Consider the following 17301-nt stretch of genomic DNA (forward strand, 5'->3'; position numbering starts at 1 on the left):
AATGACTTACGTCGTCACCGAAGACTGCATCAAGTGCAAGTACACCGACTGCGTGGAAGTGTGCCCGGTCGATTGCTTCTACGAGGGCGAGAACATGCTGGTGATCAACCCCAGCGAATGCATCGATTGCGGCGTGTGCGAACCCGAATGCCCGGCCGAGGCGATCCTCCCCGATACCGAGGACGGCCTTGAAAAGTGGCTCGAGCTCAACACGCAGTATTCGGCGATCTGGCCCAACATCACCAGCCAGAAGGCCCCGCCCGAAGATGCCGATGCGCACAAGGGCGAAAAGGGCAAGTTCGAGCTCTATTTCAGCGCCGAACCGGGCGAAGGCGACTGATCCTCGACCCGCGCGATCACGCTTTTGTGAAAGCCTTGCGCGCCTGCGCAATCGCCGACTCGCAATTTTCTTGCAGGCATGCTATATAATGGTGCGACCGCGCCGGGCCGTTGGCCTGCGCAGGCGTTGAAACCAGAAAGGCCTGTCACCAGCAACCCCGCAACCGGATGATCCGCACCCGGCGCTCGCCCCGTGAGGGGTTGGGTCGCGCCGCCGGGGCCTTTGTCCTCCCCTCCCCCCTGTGTTGCTGGAACGGGCGATTGAAAGGAACGTGCATGGCGAGCACCGCGAACGCATTTACCGTGGGCGATTATGTCGTCTATCCCAAGCACGGCGTGGGCCGCGTGATCGAACTCCAGAAGGAAGAGATCGCCGGGATGCAGCTCGAACTCTATGTCCTGCGCTTCGAGAAAGAGCGCATGACGCTGCGGGTGCCGACGAACAAGGTCGAAGCGATCGGCATGCGCAAGCTGTCCTCGGACAAGACGCTCAAGCAGGCGATGGAAACCTTGAAGGGCAAGCCCAAGGTCAAGCGCACCATGTGGTCGCGCCGCGCGCAGGAATACGAAGCGAAGATCAATTCGGGCGACCTGGTGTCGATCGCCGAAGTCACCCGCGACCTGTTCCGCCCCGAAGACCAGCCCGAGCAGTCCTATTCGGAACGCCAGATCTTCGAAGCCGCCTCGAGCCGCCTCGCGCGCGAACTGGCCGCGATGGAAGAAACCGACGAGCCGACCGCGCTGAACAAGATTCTCGACGTGCTGCGCGAACACGCCCCGCAGTATTACGACAGCGCCGAAGAAGCCTAAGCCTTTCTGGCGTATCATGAACACGAAGGGCTGCCCCGTGCGGGCGGCCCTTTTTGTTTGTGCGCGCAAGATTGGTGTATTATACAAACAATACGCCAACCGGCTTACGGGAGAGAACCAGGCCATGACATCCGTGCTCGTCCACCGCATCCCCATGTTCGGGTCGCTTGCCGTTTCCGCCTGCGCGCTGTCGGCGTGCGAGGGCGGCAACATGCAGATCAACGGACAGGAAGGCGTGCCCCTGTCGCAGCTCGAAATGACCGGCGCCGTGCCGAGCGAAGTCGTGCTGGCATCGGGTGACACGGTGATCGTCAGCGATGGCACCACCTTCAGCGTAAAGGTCGAAGGCACCGACACCGATTCGCTGCGGTTCGTCCGCGATGGCGCGGTAATCGGCGTCACCCGCGTCGATGGCTGGGAGGGCGAGCCCAACGCCACCGTGCGAATCACCATGCCCCCGCCGCGCGAAGTGGTGATCGCGGGCAGCGGGACGATCCGCGCGCAATCGCTCGCGCCGACCGCCGATGTCAGCATCGGCGGCGCGGGCACGGTCGAATTCGGGCGCGTCGCGGCGGAAAAGCTCGGGATCAATATCGGCGGCAGCGGCACGGTGCGCGGTGCAGGCACTGCGCGTCAGCTCGAAGTGCTGATCGGCGGGACGGGCGATGTCGCGATGCCGGGCCTCAAGGCCGAGAGCGCCGAGGTTTCGATCGGCGGCAACGGCGATGTCGAATTCGCGTCGGACGGCACGGTCGAGGCGAATATCGGCGGCGCAGGCGATGTGAAGGTTTCGGGCAGTGCCAAATGCACCGTCAATTCCTTCGGCTCGGGCACGCTGACCTGCTCTCCCGCCGCCGCGTTGCCTGCGCCGGCCGCTGCGGCAGCGCCCGCCGTGCCGGTCGCTCCGGCGCGAACCGCACAATAGCATTTGCCATTCCGCATACGGCGGGCGAGAATGCGCGGGTGATGAACCCCTTGCGCCTTCTCGTCCTTGCCGCTGCGGGCCTTGCCTTGCAGGGCTGCCTTGCCCGCGCCGCGGTCGATGTGGTGACCTTGCCCGTGCGGGTGGTGAGCAAGGGCGTCGATCTCGCCACCACCAGCCAGTCCGAAGCGGACGAGAAACGCGGGCGCGAAATCCGCGAGCGCGAGGAACGCATCGGCAAGCTCGAACGCGAATACAACAAGCAGATCGAACGCTGCCGCGACGGCAGCACCGAGGCGTGCAACAAGGCGCAAAGCCTCAATGCCGAATGGGAAGCGCTGATTGCCGACGAACGCGGCGACTAGGCTGCGGCGCGGCGCAAGCGATCGTTGATTGCGCGGCCCACGCCCTCGTCCGGCACCGGGGCGACCGCGATGCGCGGCTGCGGCGCGGTGGCGGCTTCGTGGAGGGCGGCGTAAAGGCGGGATGCGGCCTCGTCGAGATTGCCGCTGGCTGACAGCGTAATGTCGCCTTCAACGGCACCAAAGCCGATCAGAAATTCATCCGCCGCCGCCGCCGCTGCGTTCAGCCGCACGGGCTTGCCCGGCGCATAGTGGCTGGCGAGCTGCCCCGGAGCCTCGATACTCTCCCCCCCGCCCCGCGTGCCAAGTTGCAGCGGGCCGGGGCGCAGTTCCTCGACGCTTCCATCGGCGCGCACCGCCACGATCGTCGATTCCACCCCCGCCGGGCACGCCCCCCCATCGAGCACCATGGCGATCCGCCCGTCGAGCGAGGCGAGCACGTGCGCGGGCGTGGTGGGGCTGATGAAACCGCTGCGGTTGGCCGAAGGCGCGGCGAGCGGGAAATCGAGCCTTTCCAGCAACGCCTGCATCACCGGATGTGCCGGCGCGCGCAAGGCGATGGTGGGCAAGCCTGCGCTCACCGCAGTGGCAAGCCCCGCATCTGCGCGGCGCGGCAACACCATCGTCAGAGGCCCGGGCCAATTCGCCTGCGCCAGCGCGCGCGCTTCGGGCAAGACCTGCGCATAACGCTCGGCCTGCGCCAGGCCTGCGACATGCACGATCAGCGGGTTGAAATCGGGACGCCCCTTCGCGGCATAGATCTTCGCCACCGCATCGGCACTGTCGGCGCGCGCGGCGAGCCCGTAAACCGTCTCGGTCGGCACCGCGACCAGTCCGCCCGATTCGAGGATTCGCGCGGCCTCCGCGATCCCGGCGAGGTCCGCCAGCCGCACTTCCGTAACGTTCTTGCCGCTCATGCTGCGGCGCTATATTCGTTTGCCCGCGCTGCCAAGAGCGCAGCCCCCTTTCCATCTGAAGGACGCCCCCCGAAGTGACCCCCTTTACCCCGCCGACCGCCGACCAGCTGCTCGCCATCCGCGTCAATGCCGGGATCGAGGAACTGGCGACGACCGAACGCTTCGTCCATGCCGAGGGCGATCTGGTCGAAGCCATCGTCGAAGGCGTCGGCCAGTTCGCGGCCGGGGAATTTGCGCCGCTGAACCGCAAGGGCGATCTGGAAGGCGCCCGGCTCGAGAATGGCCGTGTCCGTCTGCCCGAAGGCTTCGAGGCGGCCTATCAGGCCTATGTCGAACAGGGCTGGAACGCGATTGCCTCGCCCATCGCGCACGGCGGTCAGGGCCTGCCCTTCACGCTGGCGTGCAACGTGCTCGAAAACCTCGGTGCGGCCAACATGGCCTTCACGCTGCTGCCGATGCTCAGCGTCGGCGCGATCGAGGCGCTGGAGCATCACGGCTCGCCCGCGCAGCAGGCGATGTATCTTCCCAAGCTGGTCAGCGGCGAATGGTCGGGGACGATGAACCTCACCGAGCCTGCCGCCGGGAGCGATGTCGGCGCGCTGCGTTCGACCGCGGAGCCGATCGAAAGCGGCGAGCACGCAGGCAAATACCGGATCACCGGCCAGAAGATCTACATCACCTGGGGCGAACATGATCTGGCGAGCAACATCGTCCACCTCGTCCTTGCCCGCCTGCCGGGTGCGCCCGAAGGATCGCGCGGGATCAGCCTGTTCGTGGTGCCCAAGTATCATGTGAACGCCGACGGCAGCTTGGGGCCGCACAATGATCTGCGCTGTGTCAGCATCGAACACAAGCTGGGCATCAACGCCTCGCCCACCTGCGTCATGTCCTATGGCGACAACGGGGAATGCATCGGCGAGCTGGTCGGGGCGGAAAACAAGGGCCTCGCCGCGATGTTCACGATGATGAACAACGCGCGGATCAATGTCGGCAACCAGGGCGTCCAGATCGGCGAACGCGCCACGCAGGCGGCGCTCGCCTATGCGCGCGACCGGGTGCAGTCCGCCCGCGCGGGATCGCCCAACAAGACCCCGGTGGCGATCATCGAACACCCCGACGTGCGCCGGATGATCCTGCGCATGAAGGCACTGACCGAAGGCGCGCGCGCGCTGCTCTATTACTGCGCAGGCCAGGTCGATCGCGGCAATCTGGGCGACGTGGCCGCAGGCATGCGCGGCGAGATCATCGTGCCGATGCTGAAGGCGTGGGGCACCGATATCGGTGTCGAGGTCGCAGGGCTCGGCATTCAGATCCACGGCGGGATGGGCTTCGTCGAGGAAACCGGCGCGGCGCAGCACTGGCGCGATTCGCGCATTGCGCCGATCTATGAAGGCACCAACGGCATTCAGGCCGCCGACCTTGTTACCCGCAAGCTGGGGCTCGATGGCGGGGCGGCGTTGATCGCGCTGTTCGAAACCATTGCCCGCGAAGCGGCGGGCGAAGCCGCGCTGGCCGGTCTGGCGCGGGACTGCATCGCCATCGCCTGCTGGATGAAGGACGAAGCGAGCCTTGATGATCGTCTGGCGGGCAGCGTTCCCTTCTGCACGATGGCGGCGGTGTGCGTGGCCGGGTGGCAGCTGATGAAGCAGGGCGAAGCGGTGGCCGCAGGCGCTGCCCCCGCGCTCGCCGAGACCAAGCCGGTGACGGTGCGCTTCTTCCTCGACCGGATCGTGCCCGAGGCTGCCGGCTTGAAGGCGGGCGCGGTCGCAGGGGCCGATCTGCTCTACGCCCTGCCCGCCGCAGTCTTGGTGGGCTGAGGTGGACGGGGCTGCGCTGGAGCGGATTGCAGCCGCGCTCGAACGGCTCGCCCCGCCCCTCCCGCCGCCGACCGATTGGCATGGCGCACCCGCCTATGTGTGGGAGGGTGAGACCGCGCGGGCCATCCCGGTGCTGGACGCCTTGCCGCTCGATGCGCTTCACGGGATCGACGCGCAGAAAGTTGCGCTGCGCAACAATTGCGCCCGGTTGGCTCGCAGTGCGGCGGCGCATGACGTGCTGCTGTGGGGCGCGAGAGGGATGGGCAAATCGGCGCTGGTGCGCGCCTGTGTCGCCGATATTCAGCGCGATACGGAAGCGCTGGCGCTTGTCCAGCTCGCCCCCGGCACACTGACGAGCTTTCCTGCGCTGATCGCCAAACTCGCCCCGCAGGATCGCGCCTTCCTGCTGTTCATCGACGATCTGGGCTTTGGCGCGGATGGGCGCGCCGAGATGCTGGCGCTGCGCAGCCTGCTCGATGGCGGAATTGCACCGCGCCCTTCGCATATCCGCCTTGTGGTGACGGCGAACCGGCGCGGCATTGTCGAGCGCGAGGATACGTCCGCCGCGATCCATGAACGCGACGAGCGTGACGATGCGCTCGCGCTGGCGGATCGGTTCGGGCTGACGCTGGGTTTTCACCCGGCGGACAAGGACACCTACCTTGCGATCATCGCCGGGTTGCTCCGCCCGCTCGGCCTCGATTTTTCGGCCGAGGAAGCGATGGCCTTCGCAATCCAGCGCGGCAACCGGTCAGGGCGCACCGCGCTGCAATTCGCGACCGAGATTGCGGGCCGCGCGGGTCAGCCGATCAGTTGACGCGCTGCCCGGCCTGCTTGCGCAGGTAATCGGCCTCGAATTCGGCACGCGGATCGCGCAGCTCGCTCGGGGGCAACGACTTGCCCGTCAGCGCCGCAATCGCAGCCGCGGGTGCCGCCGAGGGCGAGCGCACGCGCCAGATGATCCCGGCAGTATCGTCCGACACCAGCAGTGCGCCATCGCCTGCCCATTCGACCCAGGTCGGACGGCCGCGCGTGGTGCCGTCGGCCTTGAGGAAACCGGTCAGCACCGGCTTGGGCTTGCCCACCGGATTGCCGCGATCGTCGAAGTCGACGAACACGACATTGTAACCCGAAGGCGGCTTGCGGTTCCACGAGCCGTGCTGCGCGATGAAGGCACCGCCGGCAAAGTTCGGCCCCATCCGGTCGCCTTCCTTGCTGAACACCATCCCCAGCGCCGCAACGTGCGGTCCCAGCGCATATTCGGGGTTGCGAACATATTCCATCAGGAAGCGCGGCATCGGCGCATCGACCCGGCGGTCGCGGTTGGTCTTGTAATAGACCCACGGCCAGCCGTACTGCGCGCCCACCGGCACGTTCGTAAGATAATCGGGCACCAGATCGCTGCCGAGCATGTCGCGCTCGTTCACGGTGGTCCACAGCTCGCCCGACCACGGGCTGAAATCGAGCCCGTTGGGATTGCGCAGGCCTGCACCGAACTGGCGCGCGCGGCCCTTGGCGAGATCATATTCCCAGATCATCGCGCGGCCTTCCTCGACCGCCATCCCGGCATCGCCGATATTGCTGACCGAACCCACCGCGACATAAAGCCGCGTCCCATCGGGCGAGAGTTCGAGGTTGCGCATCCAGTGCCCGCCGCCCGGCGCCAGATCCATCAGCTTGCGCGGCGTGCCGGTCGCCCGCTCGGCGCCCAGCGCGTAATTATAGGCCAGCACCGCATTGTGGTTGGCGACGAACAGCGTGCCGTCCTTCCACGCCAGACCTGAGGGCGAATCGAGCCCTTCGAGGATCACTTGCTTCACCTCGGCCGAGCCATTGCCGTCGGCATCGCGCAGCAGCACGATCTGGTTGGGCGATCCGCCCTTCGCGCCGGCCTGCGCCATCAACAGCCCTTCGACCCAGTTCCTGATCTTCTGGAAGATGCCCGCGGCCGGCTTTTCGGTCTTGGGCGCGCCGGTCAGCGAAACCAGAATGTCACCATTGGGCAGCGCAAACAGCGTGCGCGGGTGCGACAGCCCTTCGGCAAAGCGCACGACCTCCAGCCCCTCGGCAGCGGTGGGCGCTTCGTTTGGCTGCCAGCCCACCGGTTCGGCGATCTGGATCGTGGGGATCGTCTGCGGATTGCCTTCACGCAGCACCGGGTCGGTGCCGGCAACCTCCTCGACTGAAAGTTCGGCGGTGTCTCCCCGGCTGAAATACCAGAAAGCGCCGCCGGCGATCACGAGGACGACGACGAGAGCGATTGCGATTTTGCGAAAAAGAGCCATGTGCACCGGGATAGAGCCCGCCCGCCCCGGCGGCAAGCAACGAAAGATTGCCCGACCGATGTACGACTTCAAGCCCGATGCCGCCCAGCCCACCGCCGAACGCTATCGCGACCTCGTCGTCGCGGCCGATGCGCTGACGGCGGGGGAGCCCGATGCGGTCGCCAACATGGCGAATGTCGCGGCGCTCTTGTGGGAATTCCTGCCCGATCTCAACTGGGCCGGGTTCTACCGGATCGCACCCGCCAAGACGGGCGGCGCGAAGGAACTGGTGCTCGGACCGTTCGTGGGCCGCCCGGCGTGCATCCGTATCCCGCTCGGCAAGGGCGTGTGCGGCACCGCAGCGGAAAGCCGCGAAACGCAGCTTGTGACGGATGTCCACGCCTTCCCCGGGCACATCGCTTGCGACGCTGCCAGCGCAAGCGAATTGGTGGTGCCGGTGACGGACGCTGATGGCGCGGTGATCGCGGTGATCGATCTCGACAGCCCCACGCCTGCGCGCTTCACCGAAGAGGATGCTGCAGGGATCGAGGCGCTCGCCGCGATGCTCTCCGCGCGGATCCAGGCGTTCCCGAAACGGGACAGCGATGACGCGCGCCTTGGGTGAAATGGCGTGGCGGTGGTAGGCTTTTGCTAACCGTCAGCTAACGTGGCTGATTCAGGGGGATTTGCCCATGTTCACGCCGTTCCACACGATTTCACTCGCCGCGCTGGCGATTGCGCTGCCCACAGCCGCCCAGGCACAGGATTACGCCGATCTCCCTCCGCTCGCCCCGATGGGCGCGGCGCAGGTCGATCAGCTTCCGGCTGACATGCGCGCTGGCCCAGTCATGGCCCCGCAGCCGTCGGAAACGGTGTCCGTGGTCGACGGGGTCGAGACGATCACGCGCACGCGCTTCATCACTGCGCCCGTCGCCCGCGCCGCGGTCGCCCCCGCACCGCAGGCAAGCTATCCCGCGCCCTATTACGCCGGGCAGGCCTATGGCTATGCGCCTGCCTATGGCGCGCCGGTGGTGTTCGAACGCGATCAGTGGATCGACGAATGCCGCCGCCGCACCCGCGGGCAGAACCGCGACAACACCGGCGCGATCATCGGCGGCTTGCTTGGTGCGATTGCCGGCGGGGTTGCCGGATACGAGATCGCCGGCGCGGGCGACCGCGTGCTCGGCACCGCACTGGGCGTTGGTGGCGGCAGCTTGCTCGGCGGACTGCTGGGCAGCCTGTTCGGCGGCGAGCGGCGCAAGAACCTCTATGACTGCGAGGCTGCGCTCGACACCTATCTGTCGGGCCAGCCAATGCCCGCCACCCGGATTGCCAGCCGCCAGATTCCGGCGCCCTATGGCTATGCCGCGCCCGCAGCCTATCCCGGCGCTTATCCGTATAACTACGGCTATGCCTACGCGCCGCAGTCGGTGGTGATGGTCGCGGTCGAAACGCAGGTGCCGCAGCAGGTCGTCGTGCGCGAAACCGTGCGCGAGGAAAGCTACAGCGTGCCCGGTGCGACCCGCATCATCGAAGATAGCGGCCCGCGCCCCTCACCCAAACTGATCAAGCAGCGGTAAGGCATCGCGCCCACACACGCATTGAAAAGCCCCGCAGACCTGGTCCGGTTTGCGGGGCTTTTTCGTATGGATTTCAGGCGACGCGTGAGCTCAGATCTCGTCCCCGGTCAGCCGCTGGCACACCAGATCGAGCTGGTCGAGCGTGGTATAACGGATCGTGATCGTCCCCTTTCGCGGATCGACCTCGGGCTTGATCCGGACGCTCAGCCCCAGGAATTCCTCGAGGTGTTGCTGCACCGCCAGAATATCCGCGCTTTCGGCAGTCTGATAGGGTGCCGGTGCAGGATCTTCTTCGGCCCGCTTCGACGTCTTGCGCGCCAGCGTCTCGATGTCGCGCACTGAGAGCCCTTCGGCCACCGCCACCGCGGCAAGATCGCGCGCATCGTTGCGGCCGATCAGCGCGCGGGCATGACCGATCGTCAGCGAGCCCTGATCGACCAGATCGAGCACCTGATCGGGCAGCGTCATCAACCGCATCATGTTGGCAACGTGGCTGCGCGACTTCTCGACCATCTTGGCGATGTCGACCTGGATCATGCCTTCCTGCTCGGACAGGCGGTGATAGGCGCGCGCTTCCTCGACCGGGCTCAGATCCTCGCGCTGGAGGTTCTCGATCAACGCCAGCGCCATCACCTCGCGATCGGTCAGATCGCGCACCAGCGCCGGAATTTCGTGTAGCCGCGCCTTTTGCGCCGCGCGCCAGCGCCGCTCGCCCGCGACCAGTTCGAACCCGTTGCCGCCGGGATGCGGGCGCACGATGATCGGTTGGATCACCCCGCGGCTCGCGATCGATGCCGCCAATTCCTCGAGTGCCGCCTCATCAAAATATTTGCGCGGGTTGCCCGGCAGCGGCTTGATCGTGGCCAGCGCAAGCGAGCGCAGCGACGAACCGCTGCTCGGCGCGATGGATTCGGGTGAGGGACCGTCTTCGCGGCGCACCAGCGGTTCTTCGCGGCGCGTTTCCCCGAGCAAGGCGCCCAGCCCCCGCCCCAACCGGCGCGGCTTGTCGTCCGACTTGGTTTGTGCTGCCAGATCAGCGGTTTGCGCGGTATTTTCGGTCATGCGGCCTGTCTTTCTGCGGGAAATCGTCCGATCAGCTCGCGCGCCAAGGACATATAGGCGCGGCTGCCGGTGCAGTGCTGGTCATAGATCAGCGCGGGGAGCCCGTGGCTCGGCGCTTCGGAGAGGCGGACATTGCGCGGGATGACGGTGTCGAACACCAGCTTGCCGAGGCAATCGCGAACATCATCCGACACCTGATCGGTCAGCCGGTTGCGGCGATCATACATGGTCAGCGCGATGCCGATAATCCCGAGTTCGGGATTGAACCTCTGCTGCACCTGATCGACGGTCTGCAGCAGTTGCGAAAGCCCCTCAAGCGCGAAGAACTCGCACTGCAAGGGAACCAGCAAGGTATCGGCAGCGCACAGCGCATTGAGCGTCAGCAAGCCCAGCGACGGCGGGCAATCGATGAAACAGATGTCATGCCCCGTGTGCGCCGACAAAGCCTTGTCCAGACGGTGCGTGCGCCCTTCGACCGATACCAGTTCGATCTCCGCGCCCGAAAGATCGACCGTGGCCGGGATCAGGTCGAGCCGCGGGATCGCAGTCGGCACGATCGCACTGTCGAGCGTAACCTCGTCGACCAGCAGATCGTAGCTCGAAACTTCGCGCGATGCTGCATGCACACCCAGCCCGGTCGAGGCATTGCCCTGCGGATCGAGATCGATCAGCAAGGTGCGCCATCCGGTCGCGGCCATCGCCGTTGCGATATTGATCGCGGTCGTGGTCTTCCCCACCCCGCCCTTCTGATTGGCAATCGCGATGATGAACATGGCAGATCCTGTCCTTTTCGCGCGTCGGCGCGGTGTTCGCGTGTCAGGCTTTCACGATGATCCCGGCATCGGGATCGGTCAAGGAATGTTTCACGTGAAACATTGCCCGCAACGAAGGCTTGAGCGATTCAAGTTCCTGCGCCGCCGACCGCCCCTTGGGCAAGACATAGGTGGTCGCCTTTGTGGAGAATGGTGCGGATAGTTCGAGCAGCTTGGGCAACGGCGCAAAGGCGCGTGCCGAAATGGCGCGGGCGGTAAACGGCGTGACGCGTTCAAGCCGCTGTGCTTCGACCCGGCATTTGGCCAGACCCAGCGCTGCGATAACCCGCTCCAGAAATTCGGCGCGGCGCGCACGCGATTCGACCAGCACGACGGGCATATTGGGCGCTATCGCCGCGATGACCATGCCGGGAAAGCCGGGGCCACTGCCCAAGTCAAGCCACGGCCCCGAAGCACTTGGCCCCAATGTTTCACGTGAAACATTTTCGATCAGCTGCGCCGAATCGGCAATATGGCGCTGCCATAGGTGCGGCTCCGTCGCCTTGGCGATGAGGTTCTGCCGGGCGTTCTCATCGAGCACCATCTCGGCAAACTGTTCGAGCCGCGCCATGCCGGCAGAGTCAGTCAGGCCCGCAACATAGGTCCGGGCCTCGGTTTCCGTGGCAATCATCCGGTGCGCGCTCATGCGGCCGTCCTCCGGCGCGCGTGAACCAAGAGCGCGGAAAGCGCCGCAGGGGTGACCCCGGGAACACGTCCTGCCGCAGCCAGCGTGCCCGGCGCGGCGGTGCTCAAACGCTCTACCATCTCGTTCGACAATCCGGGAACCTCGGCATAGGGAAAGTCCGCTGGCAATGGCAGCGCCTCGCTCGCGCGCAGATCGCGCAGCTCCGCATCCTGCCGTGCCAGATAGGGGGCGTAGGCGGCATCCTCCGCCATCTCTACGGCCAACAGCGGATCGCGCGCTGTCAGGTCACCAAGCCAAGGCTGCAAAGCCTGCGGCGTGACCCCATCAAACCGCAGCCACTCCGCAATCGACTTTTCACCATGATCGCGCCGCACCGGAAGGCCCGCGTCGGCAAGTTCGCGCGCGTGGATCGTCTCCGAATGTTTCACGTGAAACATTTCGCGCATATTTTCCCGCCGCTCCCACCATTCGCGCCGGCGCGTGCCGACACAGCCCGCTGCGATCCCCAACCCCGTCAGCCGCGTCGCGGCGTTGTTGGCACGCAGTCGCAGCCGATATTCGGCGCGCGCGGTGAGCATGCGATAAGGTTCGGACACCCCCTGCAAGGTGAGGTCGTCGAGCATCACCGCAATATAGGAATTGGCGCGGTCAAGTTGCGGCGCGCTTCTGCCCAGCGCCGCAGCGGCCGCTTCAAGCCCTGCGACAAGCCCTTGCGCAGCCGCCTCCTCATACCCTGTGGTGCCGTTGATCTGGCCAGCACAATAGAGGCCCGGGATGGCGCGGACCTGCAAATCGGTCGTCAACGCGCGCGGATCGATATGGTCATATTCGACCGCGTAGCCGGGCTGCACGATGTCGACACGCGCGCAGCCAGGCATCGTGCGCACCACGGTTTCCTGGACATCGACGGGCAGCGAAGTGCTGATCCCGTTGGGATAGACGACGTGGCTGTCCAGCCCTTCGGGTTCCAGGAAGACCTGATGCCCCTCGCGGTCACCGAAGCGGTGGATCTTGTCCTCGATCGAAGGGCAGTAGCGCGGCCCTGCCGCAGCAATCGCGCCGGAGAAAAGCGGCGAACGATGGAGGTTCGCCCGGATTGCATCATGCCCCGCATGGGTGGTGCGCGTGATCGCGCAGAACACCTGCGGATTGATCCGCTCGGGCGTAAGCGGCGACATCGTCCAGCGCTCGCCATCCGAGGGTTGTTCTTCGAGCACCGCCCAATCAATCGTTCGTCCGTCGAGCCGCGGCGGTGTCCCGGTTTTCAGCCGCGCCATCGGCAAGGCGGCATCACGCAGCTGGGCAGCCAGCCGCTGCGCGGCGTTCTCGCCGATCCGCCCGCCTTCGAAGCGTTCCTCGCCCCTGAACAGAACCCCGCCAAGAAACGTGCCCGTGCACAGCACCACGCGCGGCGCGGCAAGGATCGTGCCGTCCGCGAGCTCAAGCCCCGCGACCGCTCCGCCCTGCAACACCAAGGCTGCGGCTTCACCTTCGATCAGCGCAAGATTGCGTTGGCTGCGAACGGCATTCTGCACCGATGCCTTGAACCGCTTGCGGTCGGCCTGCACGCGGGGGCCCCATACCGCGCTGCCTTTGGAGCGGTTGAGCATGCGGTAATGGATCGCCCCGGCATCGGCAGCGCGGCCAATCACGCCGTCGAGCGCATCCACCTCGCGCACCAGGTGGCCTTTCCCCAATCCGCCGATCGCAGGGTTGCAGCTCATCGCGCCGATCGTTGCGATGTCGAAACTGACGAGCGCGGTGCGCGCGCCCATCCGGGCTGCGGCGCAGGCAGCCTCCACCCCGGCGTGACCGCCGCCAATAACCAGAACATCGAAGCTGTGCATGGCATGCAGATAGGCGTGAGAGGGGGAATGGTCAAAGATGTTTCGGTGAAGCGCCCTTGGAGTCGTGCGGCATTCGTATCCCGAAATGTTTCACGTGAAACATTGCCACGCGGATTGGGCCAAAAATGTTTCACGTGAAACATTGGCAGCGATTTGGCCCAAATGTTTCACGTGAAACATTCAGCGCCCAAATCGCAGTGGCTACTTCCCGATGCAGAAGCGCCCGAACAGCGTGTCGAGCATGTCCTCGGTCGTCGCGCGGCCGATCAGCCGGTCGAAGCAGAGCCGTGCGCGGCGCAATTCTTCTGCAACCAGCAAGGCATCGGGTAGGCGACCCGCAGCTGCCAAAGCCGCCGCCGCTTCTGACAGGAGCGCGTGCTGACGGGCATTGAGTGCCGCCTCGCCCGGCTTGGGCAGACTGTTACGGGCCGCCCCGACCAAAGCCTCCTTGAGGGCGGCAATCCCTTCGCCGGTCGCTGCCGATACGGTAAACCTGGCCGAAGTCTTGGGGACAAACGCAGCGCTGTCGGATTGCGCCGCGATCTCCCACGCATCGCCCGGACCGGCGCCCTCTGCGCCGAGCCAAAGGACGGCATCGGCGCGGGCCACCGCGTCATGCGCGCGGTCGATCCCGATCGCCTCGATCGGGTCGGCGATCTCGCGCTCGCGCAAGCCTGCTGTATCGAGGAAGGTAAACGGCACCCCGGCGATTGCGACCGAGCGTTCGATCACATCGCGCGTCGTTCCGGCAATCGGCGACGTGATCGCCGCTTCGCTGTCGACCAGCGCGTTGAACAAGGTGGACTTGCCGGCATTGGGCGGCCCTGCGAGGACAACCCGGAACCCTTCGCCAAGTCGCTCGGCGCGCGGGCGCGCGAGCCACACCGCCAATGCGTCGCTGAGCGCGGCAATGTTCCACGTGAAACATTCAGGCAGATCTGCGGCGTCTTCCTCGTCCGAGAAATCGAGGACGGCTTCGATTTGCGCGGAAAGCGCGAGAACGGCGGCGCGCCATTCTTCGACCTGCCGCGACACCGCGCCGCCCACGGCCGCCAGTGCGGCGGCGCGTTGCCATTCGGTTTCGGCCGTCAGCAGGTCGCCCAGCCCCTCGGCTTCGGCGAGATCGATCCGGCCATTGGCAAAGGCCCGCTGGGTAAATTCGCCCGCTTCTGCACGGCGCAGCCCGGTGCATCCGGCAAGCGCAGCTTCGACCGCCGCAATCACCGCGCGGCCGCCGTGACAATGCAACTCTGCCAGATCCTCTCCCGTCGCCGTGTTCGGCCCCGGAAACCACAGGATCAGCGCCTCATCCAGCAAGGCGCCATCGGCCCTGCGCAACCGTGCAAGCGAGGCGCGGCGCGGTTCGGGCACCCGGCCCGCCAACGTCATCAGCGCTCCGCGCGCATCGGGCCCGGAAATGCGGATCACCCCGACGCCCGCGGGCGGCGCACCGCTCGACAGGGCAAAGATCGTGCGCGGCGGGTTCACCGGTTCAATCGGTAGCTCTGGAACCGGAGCCCGTCTTCATCCCGGCATCGACGAAATTCTGGAACAGCTTCAGCCCCACCTGCCCCATCGGGGCGAGCGCTGCGGCATATTGCTGCAACTGGTCCGGGCTGGAAACGCCCTGCATCGCCTTCGCCAGCGTGTCGACATAGACATTGTTCGCCGCACTGACATCGGGCAACCCCATGAAGCTGCGCGCTTCCTCGGGCGTGCAGTCGACTTCGATCGTGATCTTCATGGTGCGGCGCTCCTGTCAGCCCTGGCGGCTCCCCTCATTTGCGCTTGGCACACCGCCAAGGCAAGCGATAGAGCATAGGCTTGCCCCCCAGCGGAAAGAGAGACAAGCGATGAGCCTCAACCACACGATCACCACGCTCGAAGGCGACGCCAGCTTCGGCGCCTACGTCGCGAAGCCGCAAGGTAGCCCTCGCGGCGCGATCATCGTTATCCAGGAAATCTTCGGGGTGAATCCAGGCATCCGCCAGAAATGCGACAAGCTGGCCGCCGATGGCTATCTGGCAGTCGCGCCCGATCTGTTCTGGCGATTGGAGCCGGGGATCAGCCTCGATCCCGACATTGAAACCGAGTTCCAGCAGGCTCTCGACTGGATGGGCAAGTTCGATCAGGATGCGGGCATCCGCGATATCGAGGCGACCATTCACCACATCCGCCGCACGCACGGCGTCGCCAAGGTCGGCAGCGTGGGTTACTGCCTCGGCGGCCGACTCGCCTTTATGACCGCATCGCGCACCGATATCGATGCGAGCGTCGGCTATTACGGGGTCGGAATCGACGGCCTGCTTGGGGAGAAGCATGCGATCGCGCACCCGCTGATGCTGCACATTCCCACTGCCGACGGGTTTGTTTCACGTGAAACACAGGCCGCGATGCACGAAGGGCTGGACGATCATCCCAAGGTGACGCTCCACGATTATGAAGGGCTCGACCACGGTTTTGCGACCGAGCATGGCAAGCGCCGCAACGAGGAAGCGGCCAATCTCGCCGACAGCCGCACCGCAGCCTTCTTTGCCGAGCATATCGGCTGACACGCGGAGACACGCTCATGACGACCGCCCATGCCGGAATTGCCCGGTGGCACGCCTATATGCAGCAGGGGGGCGACCCCGAATTGCTCGCCGCGCTGCTAGCCGAGGACGCGGTGTTCCACTCACCTGTGGTGCACACACCGCAGGCGGGAAAGGCGATCGTGATGGCCTATCTCGTCGCGGCGGCAAAGGTTCTGGGCAACGACCGGTTCCGCTATGTGCGCGAACTGATCGACGGGGATGAGGCGATGCTCGAATTCGTTACCGAGATCGACGGGATTGCGATCAACGGGGTCGATATCATCCACTTCGATGGCGACGGACGGATTGCCGATTTCAAGGTGATGGTGCGTCCGCTGAAGGCAATCAACAAGGTCTGGGAGACAATGGCGGCGCAGCTTCAGTCAGCAACGGCAAAGCCGGCGTAGCGACCGCCTCGGTCACCGGCCGGATCAGATCGGGGCCGAGGAAATCGAGGATCGCATTCTGCACCGAATGCGGCACATCCCCGCCCGCCGCCTCGGTGATCTGTGCGAACATCCGCGGAATATTGCGCCCGTCGAAAAACCGCATCCGCCAAGCGGCAAACGCCGCGCGCTCGGTTGGCCGGTCGTCGATCATTTCGATCTGGCGGTGCCGCGGATCGCGGCGGATGCTTTCGAATGCGGCGGTGAGCTTCAAAGCCTCGCCTTCGAGCACCTGGAATATCCGCTCGTCGATCCGCAGCATAAAACCGCACAGTCCGCGCGTTTCGTTGGCGGCACGGATCAAGTATACGAGCCGAAACATCTCCACCCGGTCGAGATCGGGCGCCGCGAGGCTCTGATAGATGATTCTGCGCATGGCAGGCCCCCTTGCTGATCCGAGGGGGATTTTACGCGCAGCAGCGCTGCAAGGTGCCTTTCCGGGGCCTAGGGACAATTCCCTATGCTCCCCGGCGGACGTTTCATTCCGGGGGTCAGTTCAGAACCGCGAAATTGACGATCATCTTGCGCAGATCGGGCTCCAGCCCTTCGGGCAATTCGCGTTCGAGCATATCGCGCCGATTGGCGATGCTTTCGGCAATCAACACGCGTTTCATCGCCCAATCGGGGCAGGCGCGCGCTTCGATCGTGCGCTTGTCGAGCACCGAGACCCCCGAATGGCGCGGATCGGCGGTGATCGTGTCCATCAACGCGGTCACCTCGCGCTCCTCTCCTTCAAGCAGTTGGAGGAAGTTGCGGCCATTGAACAGCAGCAGCCCCGTGATCCCGCGTTCCGGGTTGTTCCGCGCGCTCGCAGCGAGGATGGCGTCCACCTCCTCGCGCGGCAGGGTCGGCGCGGTGCTGATGTAAAGATACTGACTGAGCACGTAATCCCGTCCGTCCGTCT

The 17301-nt window shown here is 65.6% G+C and carries 20 protein-coding genes; 10 read left to right on the forward strand and 10 right to left on the reverse strand.

Features of this window, described 5'->3' with window-relative positions; all coding sequences use genetic code 11:
- The first annotated feature begins 1 nt into the window (after nucleotide 1).
- From fdxA to A9D12_RS04430, 4 genes are all read left to right on the forward strand, one after another.
- Nucleotides 2-340 (forward strand): ferredoxin FdxA, encoded by a 339-nt coding sequence (fdxA, locus tag A9D12_RS04415; protein WP_068350147.1) that lies wholly within the window; start codon nucleotides 2-4, stop codon nucleotides 338-340.
- Between the two features lie 275 nt (nucleotides 341-615).
- Nucleotides 616-1149, forward strand: coding sequence for a CarD family transcriptional regulator (locus A9D12_RS04420; protein ID WP_068350148.1), 534 nt, complete (start codon nucleotides 616-618; stop codon nucleotides 1147-1149).
- Between the two features lie 124 nt (nucleotides 1150-1273).
- Nucleotides 1274-2074: a GIN domain-containing protein gene (locus tag A9D12_RS04425; RefSeq protein WP_068350149.1), complete on the forward strand. Its 801-nt coding sequence runs from the start codon at nucleotides 1274-1276 to the stop codon at nucleotides 2072-2074.
- A gap of 41 nt (nucleotides 2075-2115) precedes the next feature.
- Entirely contained in the window at nucleotides 2116-2436 is a 321-nt protein-coding gene (locus A9D12_RS04430) for a hypothetical protein (protein WP_068350155.1), read from the forward strand.
- On the opposite strand, the gene A9D12_RS04435 is transcribed toward A9D12_RS04430, so the two are convergent.
- Nucleotides 2433-3350 carry an L-threonylcarbamoyladenylate synthase gene (locus tag A9D12_RS04435; RefSeq protein WP_068350157.1) on the reverse strand — a complete coding sequence of 306 codons (918 nt, stop codon included), beginning with the start codon at nucleotides 3348-3350 and terminating at the stop codon, nucleotides 2433-2435. The genes A9D12_RS04430 and A9D12_RS04435 overlap by 4 nt on opposite strands.
- Before the next feature lie 74 nt (nucleotides 3351-3424).
- Between A9D12_RS04435 and A9D12_RS04440 the strand changes: the two genes are divergently transcribed.
- Nucleotides 3425-5167, forward strand: coding sequence for an acyl-CoA dehydrogenase (locus A9D12_RS04440; RefSeq protein WP_068350159.1), 1743 nt, complete (start codon nucleotides 3425-3427; stop codon nucleotides 5165-5167).
- A gap of 1 nt (nucleotide 5168) precedes the next feature.
- Nucleotides 5169-5984: a DUF815 domain-containing protein gene (locus A9D12_RS04445; RefSeq protein WP_068350161.1), complete on the forward strand. Its 816-nt coding sequence runs from the start codon at nucleotides 5169-5171 to the stop codon at nucleotides 5982-5984.
- On the opposite strand, the gene A9D12_RS04450 is transcribed toward A9D12_RS04445, so the two are convergent.
- Nucleotides 5977-7452: a PQQ-dependent sugar dehydrogenase gene (locus A9D12_RS04450; protein WP_068350163.1), complete on the reverse strand. Its 1476-nt coding sequence runs from the start codon at nucleotides 7450-7452 to the stop codon at nucleotides 5977-5979. The two genes, A9D12_RS04445 and A9D12_RS04450, sit on opposite strands and share 8 nt — an antisense overlap.
- Nucleotides 7453-7510: 58 nt before the next feature.
- On the opposite strand from A9D12_RS04450, the gene A9D12_RS04455 reads away from it, so the two are divergent.
- The gene (locus A9D12_RS04455; protein ID WP_068350165.1) at nucleotides 7511-8056 is read left to right on the forward strand and encodes a GAF domain-containing protein; all 546 of its coding nucleotides are present in this window, start codon (nucleotides 7511-7513) and stop codon (nucleotides 8054-8056) included.
- A gap of 67 nt (nucleotides 8057-8123) precedes the next feature.
- Nucleotides 8124-9011: a hypothetical protein gene (locus A9D12_RS04460; protein WP_068350167.1), complete on the forward strand. Its 888-nt coding sequence runs from the start codon at nucleotides 8124-8126 to the stop codon at nucleotides 9009-9011.
- 90 nt (nucleotides 9012-9101) lie between these two features.
- On the opposite strand, the gene A9D12_RS04465 is transcribed toward A9D12_RS04460, so the two are convergent.
- The 6 genes from A9D12_RS04465 to A9D12_RS04490 form a co-directional block, all read right to left on the reverse strand.
- Nucleotides 9102-10073, reverse strand: a complete 972-nt coding sequence (locus tag A9D12_RS04465) for a ParB/RepB/Spo0J family partition protein (RefSeq protein WP_068350169.1) — start codon at nucleotides 10071-10073, stop codon at nucleotides 9102-9104.
- Nucleotides 10070-10846, reverse strand: coding sequence for a ParA family protein (locus tag A9D12_RS04470; RefSeq protein ID WP_068350174.1), 777 nt, complete (start codon nucleotides 10844-10846; stop codon nucleotides 10070-10072). The genes A9D12_RS04465 and A9D12_RS04470 overlap by 4 nt, the downstream gene beginning before the upstream one ends.
- A gap of 43 nt (nucleotides 10847-10889) precedes the next feature.
- Complete coding sequence (gene rsmG / locus A9D12_RS04475; protein WP_335645785.1) at nucleotides 10890-11531, reverse strand: 16S rRNA (guanine(527)-N(7))-methyltransferase RsmG; 642 nt, start codon at nucleotides 11529-11531, stop codon at nucleotides 10890-10892.
- Nucleotides 11528-13378, reverse strand: coding sequence for a tRNA uridine-5-carboxymethylaminomethyl(34) synthesis enzyme MnmG (mnmG, locus tag A9D12_RS04480; RefSeq protein ID WP_068350176.1), 1851 nt, complete (start codon nucleotides 13376-13378; stop codon nucleotides 11528-11530). The genes rsmG and mnmG overlap by 4 nt, the downstream gene beginning before the upstream one ends.
- Nucleotides 13379-13579: 201 nt before the next feature.
- Nucleotides 13580-14866, reverse strand: a complete 1287-nt coding sequence (gene mnmE, locus A9D12_RS04485) for a tRNA uridine-5-carboxymethylaminomethyl(34) synthesis GTPase MnmE (RefSeq protein WP_068350177.1) — start codon at nucleotides 14864-14866, stop codon at nucleotides 13580-13582.
- Nucleotides 14867-14870: 4 nt separating this feature from the next.
- Complete coding sequence (locus A9D12_RS04490) at nucleotides 14871-15122, reverse strand: DUF6489 family protein (RefSeq protein ID WP_197489880.1); 252 nt, start codon at nucleotides 15120-15122, stop codon at nucleotides 14871-14873.
- Between the two features lie 109 nt (nucleotides 15123-15231).
- On the opposite strand from A9D12_RS04490, the gene A9D12_RS04495 reads away from it, so the two are divergent.
- Complete coding sequence (locus A9D12_RS04495) at nucleotides 15232-15930, forward strand: dienelactone hydrolase family protein (protein WP_068350179.1); 699 nt, start codon at nucleotides 15232-15234, stop codon at nucleotides 15928-15930.
- Between the two features lie 17 nt (nucleotides 15931-15947).
- Entirely contained in the window at nucleotides 15948-16358 is a 411-nt protein-coding gene (locus tag A9D12_RS04500) for a nuclear transport factor 2 family protein (protein WP_068350181.1), read from the forward strand.
- On the opposite strand, the gene A9D12_RS04505 is transcribed toward A9D12_RS04500, so the two are convergent.
- Nucleotides 16297-16773, reverse strand: a complete 477-nt coding sequence (locus tag A9D12_RS04505; protein WP_068350183.1) for a BLUF domain-containing protein — start codon at nucleotides 16771-16773, stop codon at nucleotides 16297-16299. The two genes, A9D12_RS04500 and A9D12_RS04505, sit on opposite strands and share 62 nt — an antisense overlap.
- 115 nt (nucleotides 16774-16888) lie before the next feature.
- Nucleotides 16889-17281: a BLUF domain-containing protein gene (locus A9D12_RS04510; RefSeq protein WP_068350185.1), complete on the reverse strand. Its 393-nt coding sequence runs from the start codon at nucleotides 17279-17281 to the stop codon at nucleotides 16889-16891.
- Nucleotides 17282-17301: the final 20 nt, after the last annotated feature.

The organism is Erythrobacter neustonensis, from assembly GCF_001663175.1.
In the GTDB taxonomy this organism is placed as follows: Bacteria; Pseudomonadota; Alphaproteobacteria; order Sphingomonadales; family Sphingomonadaceae; genus Erythrobacter; species Erythrobacter neustonensis.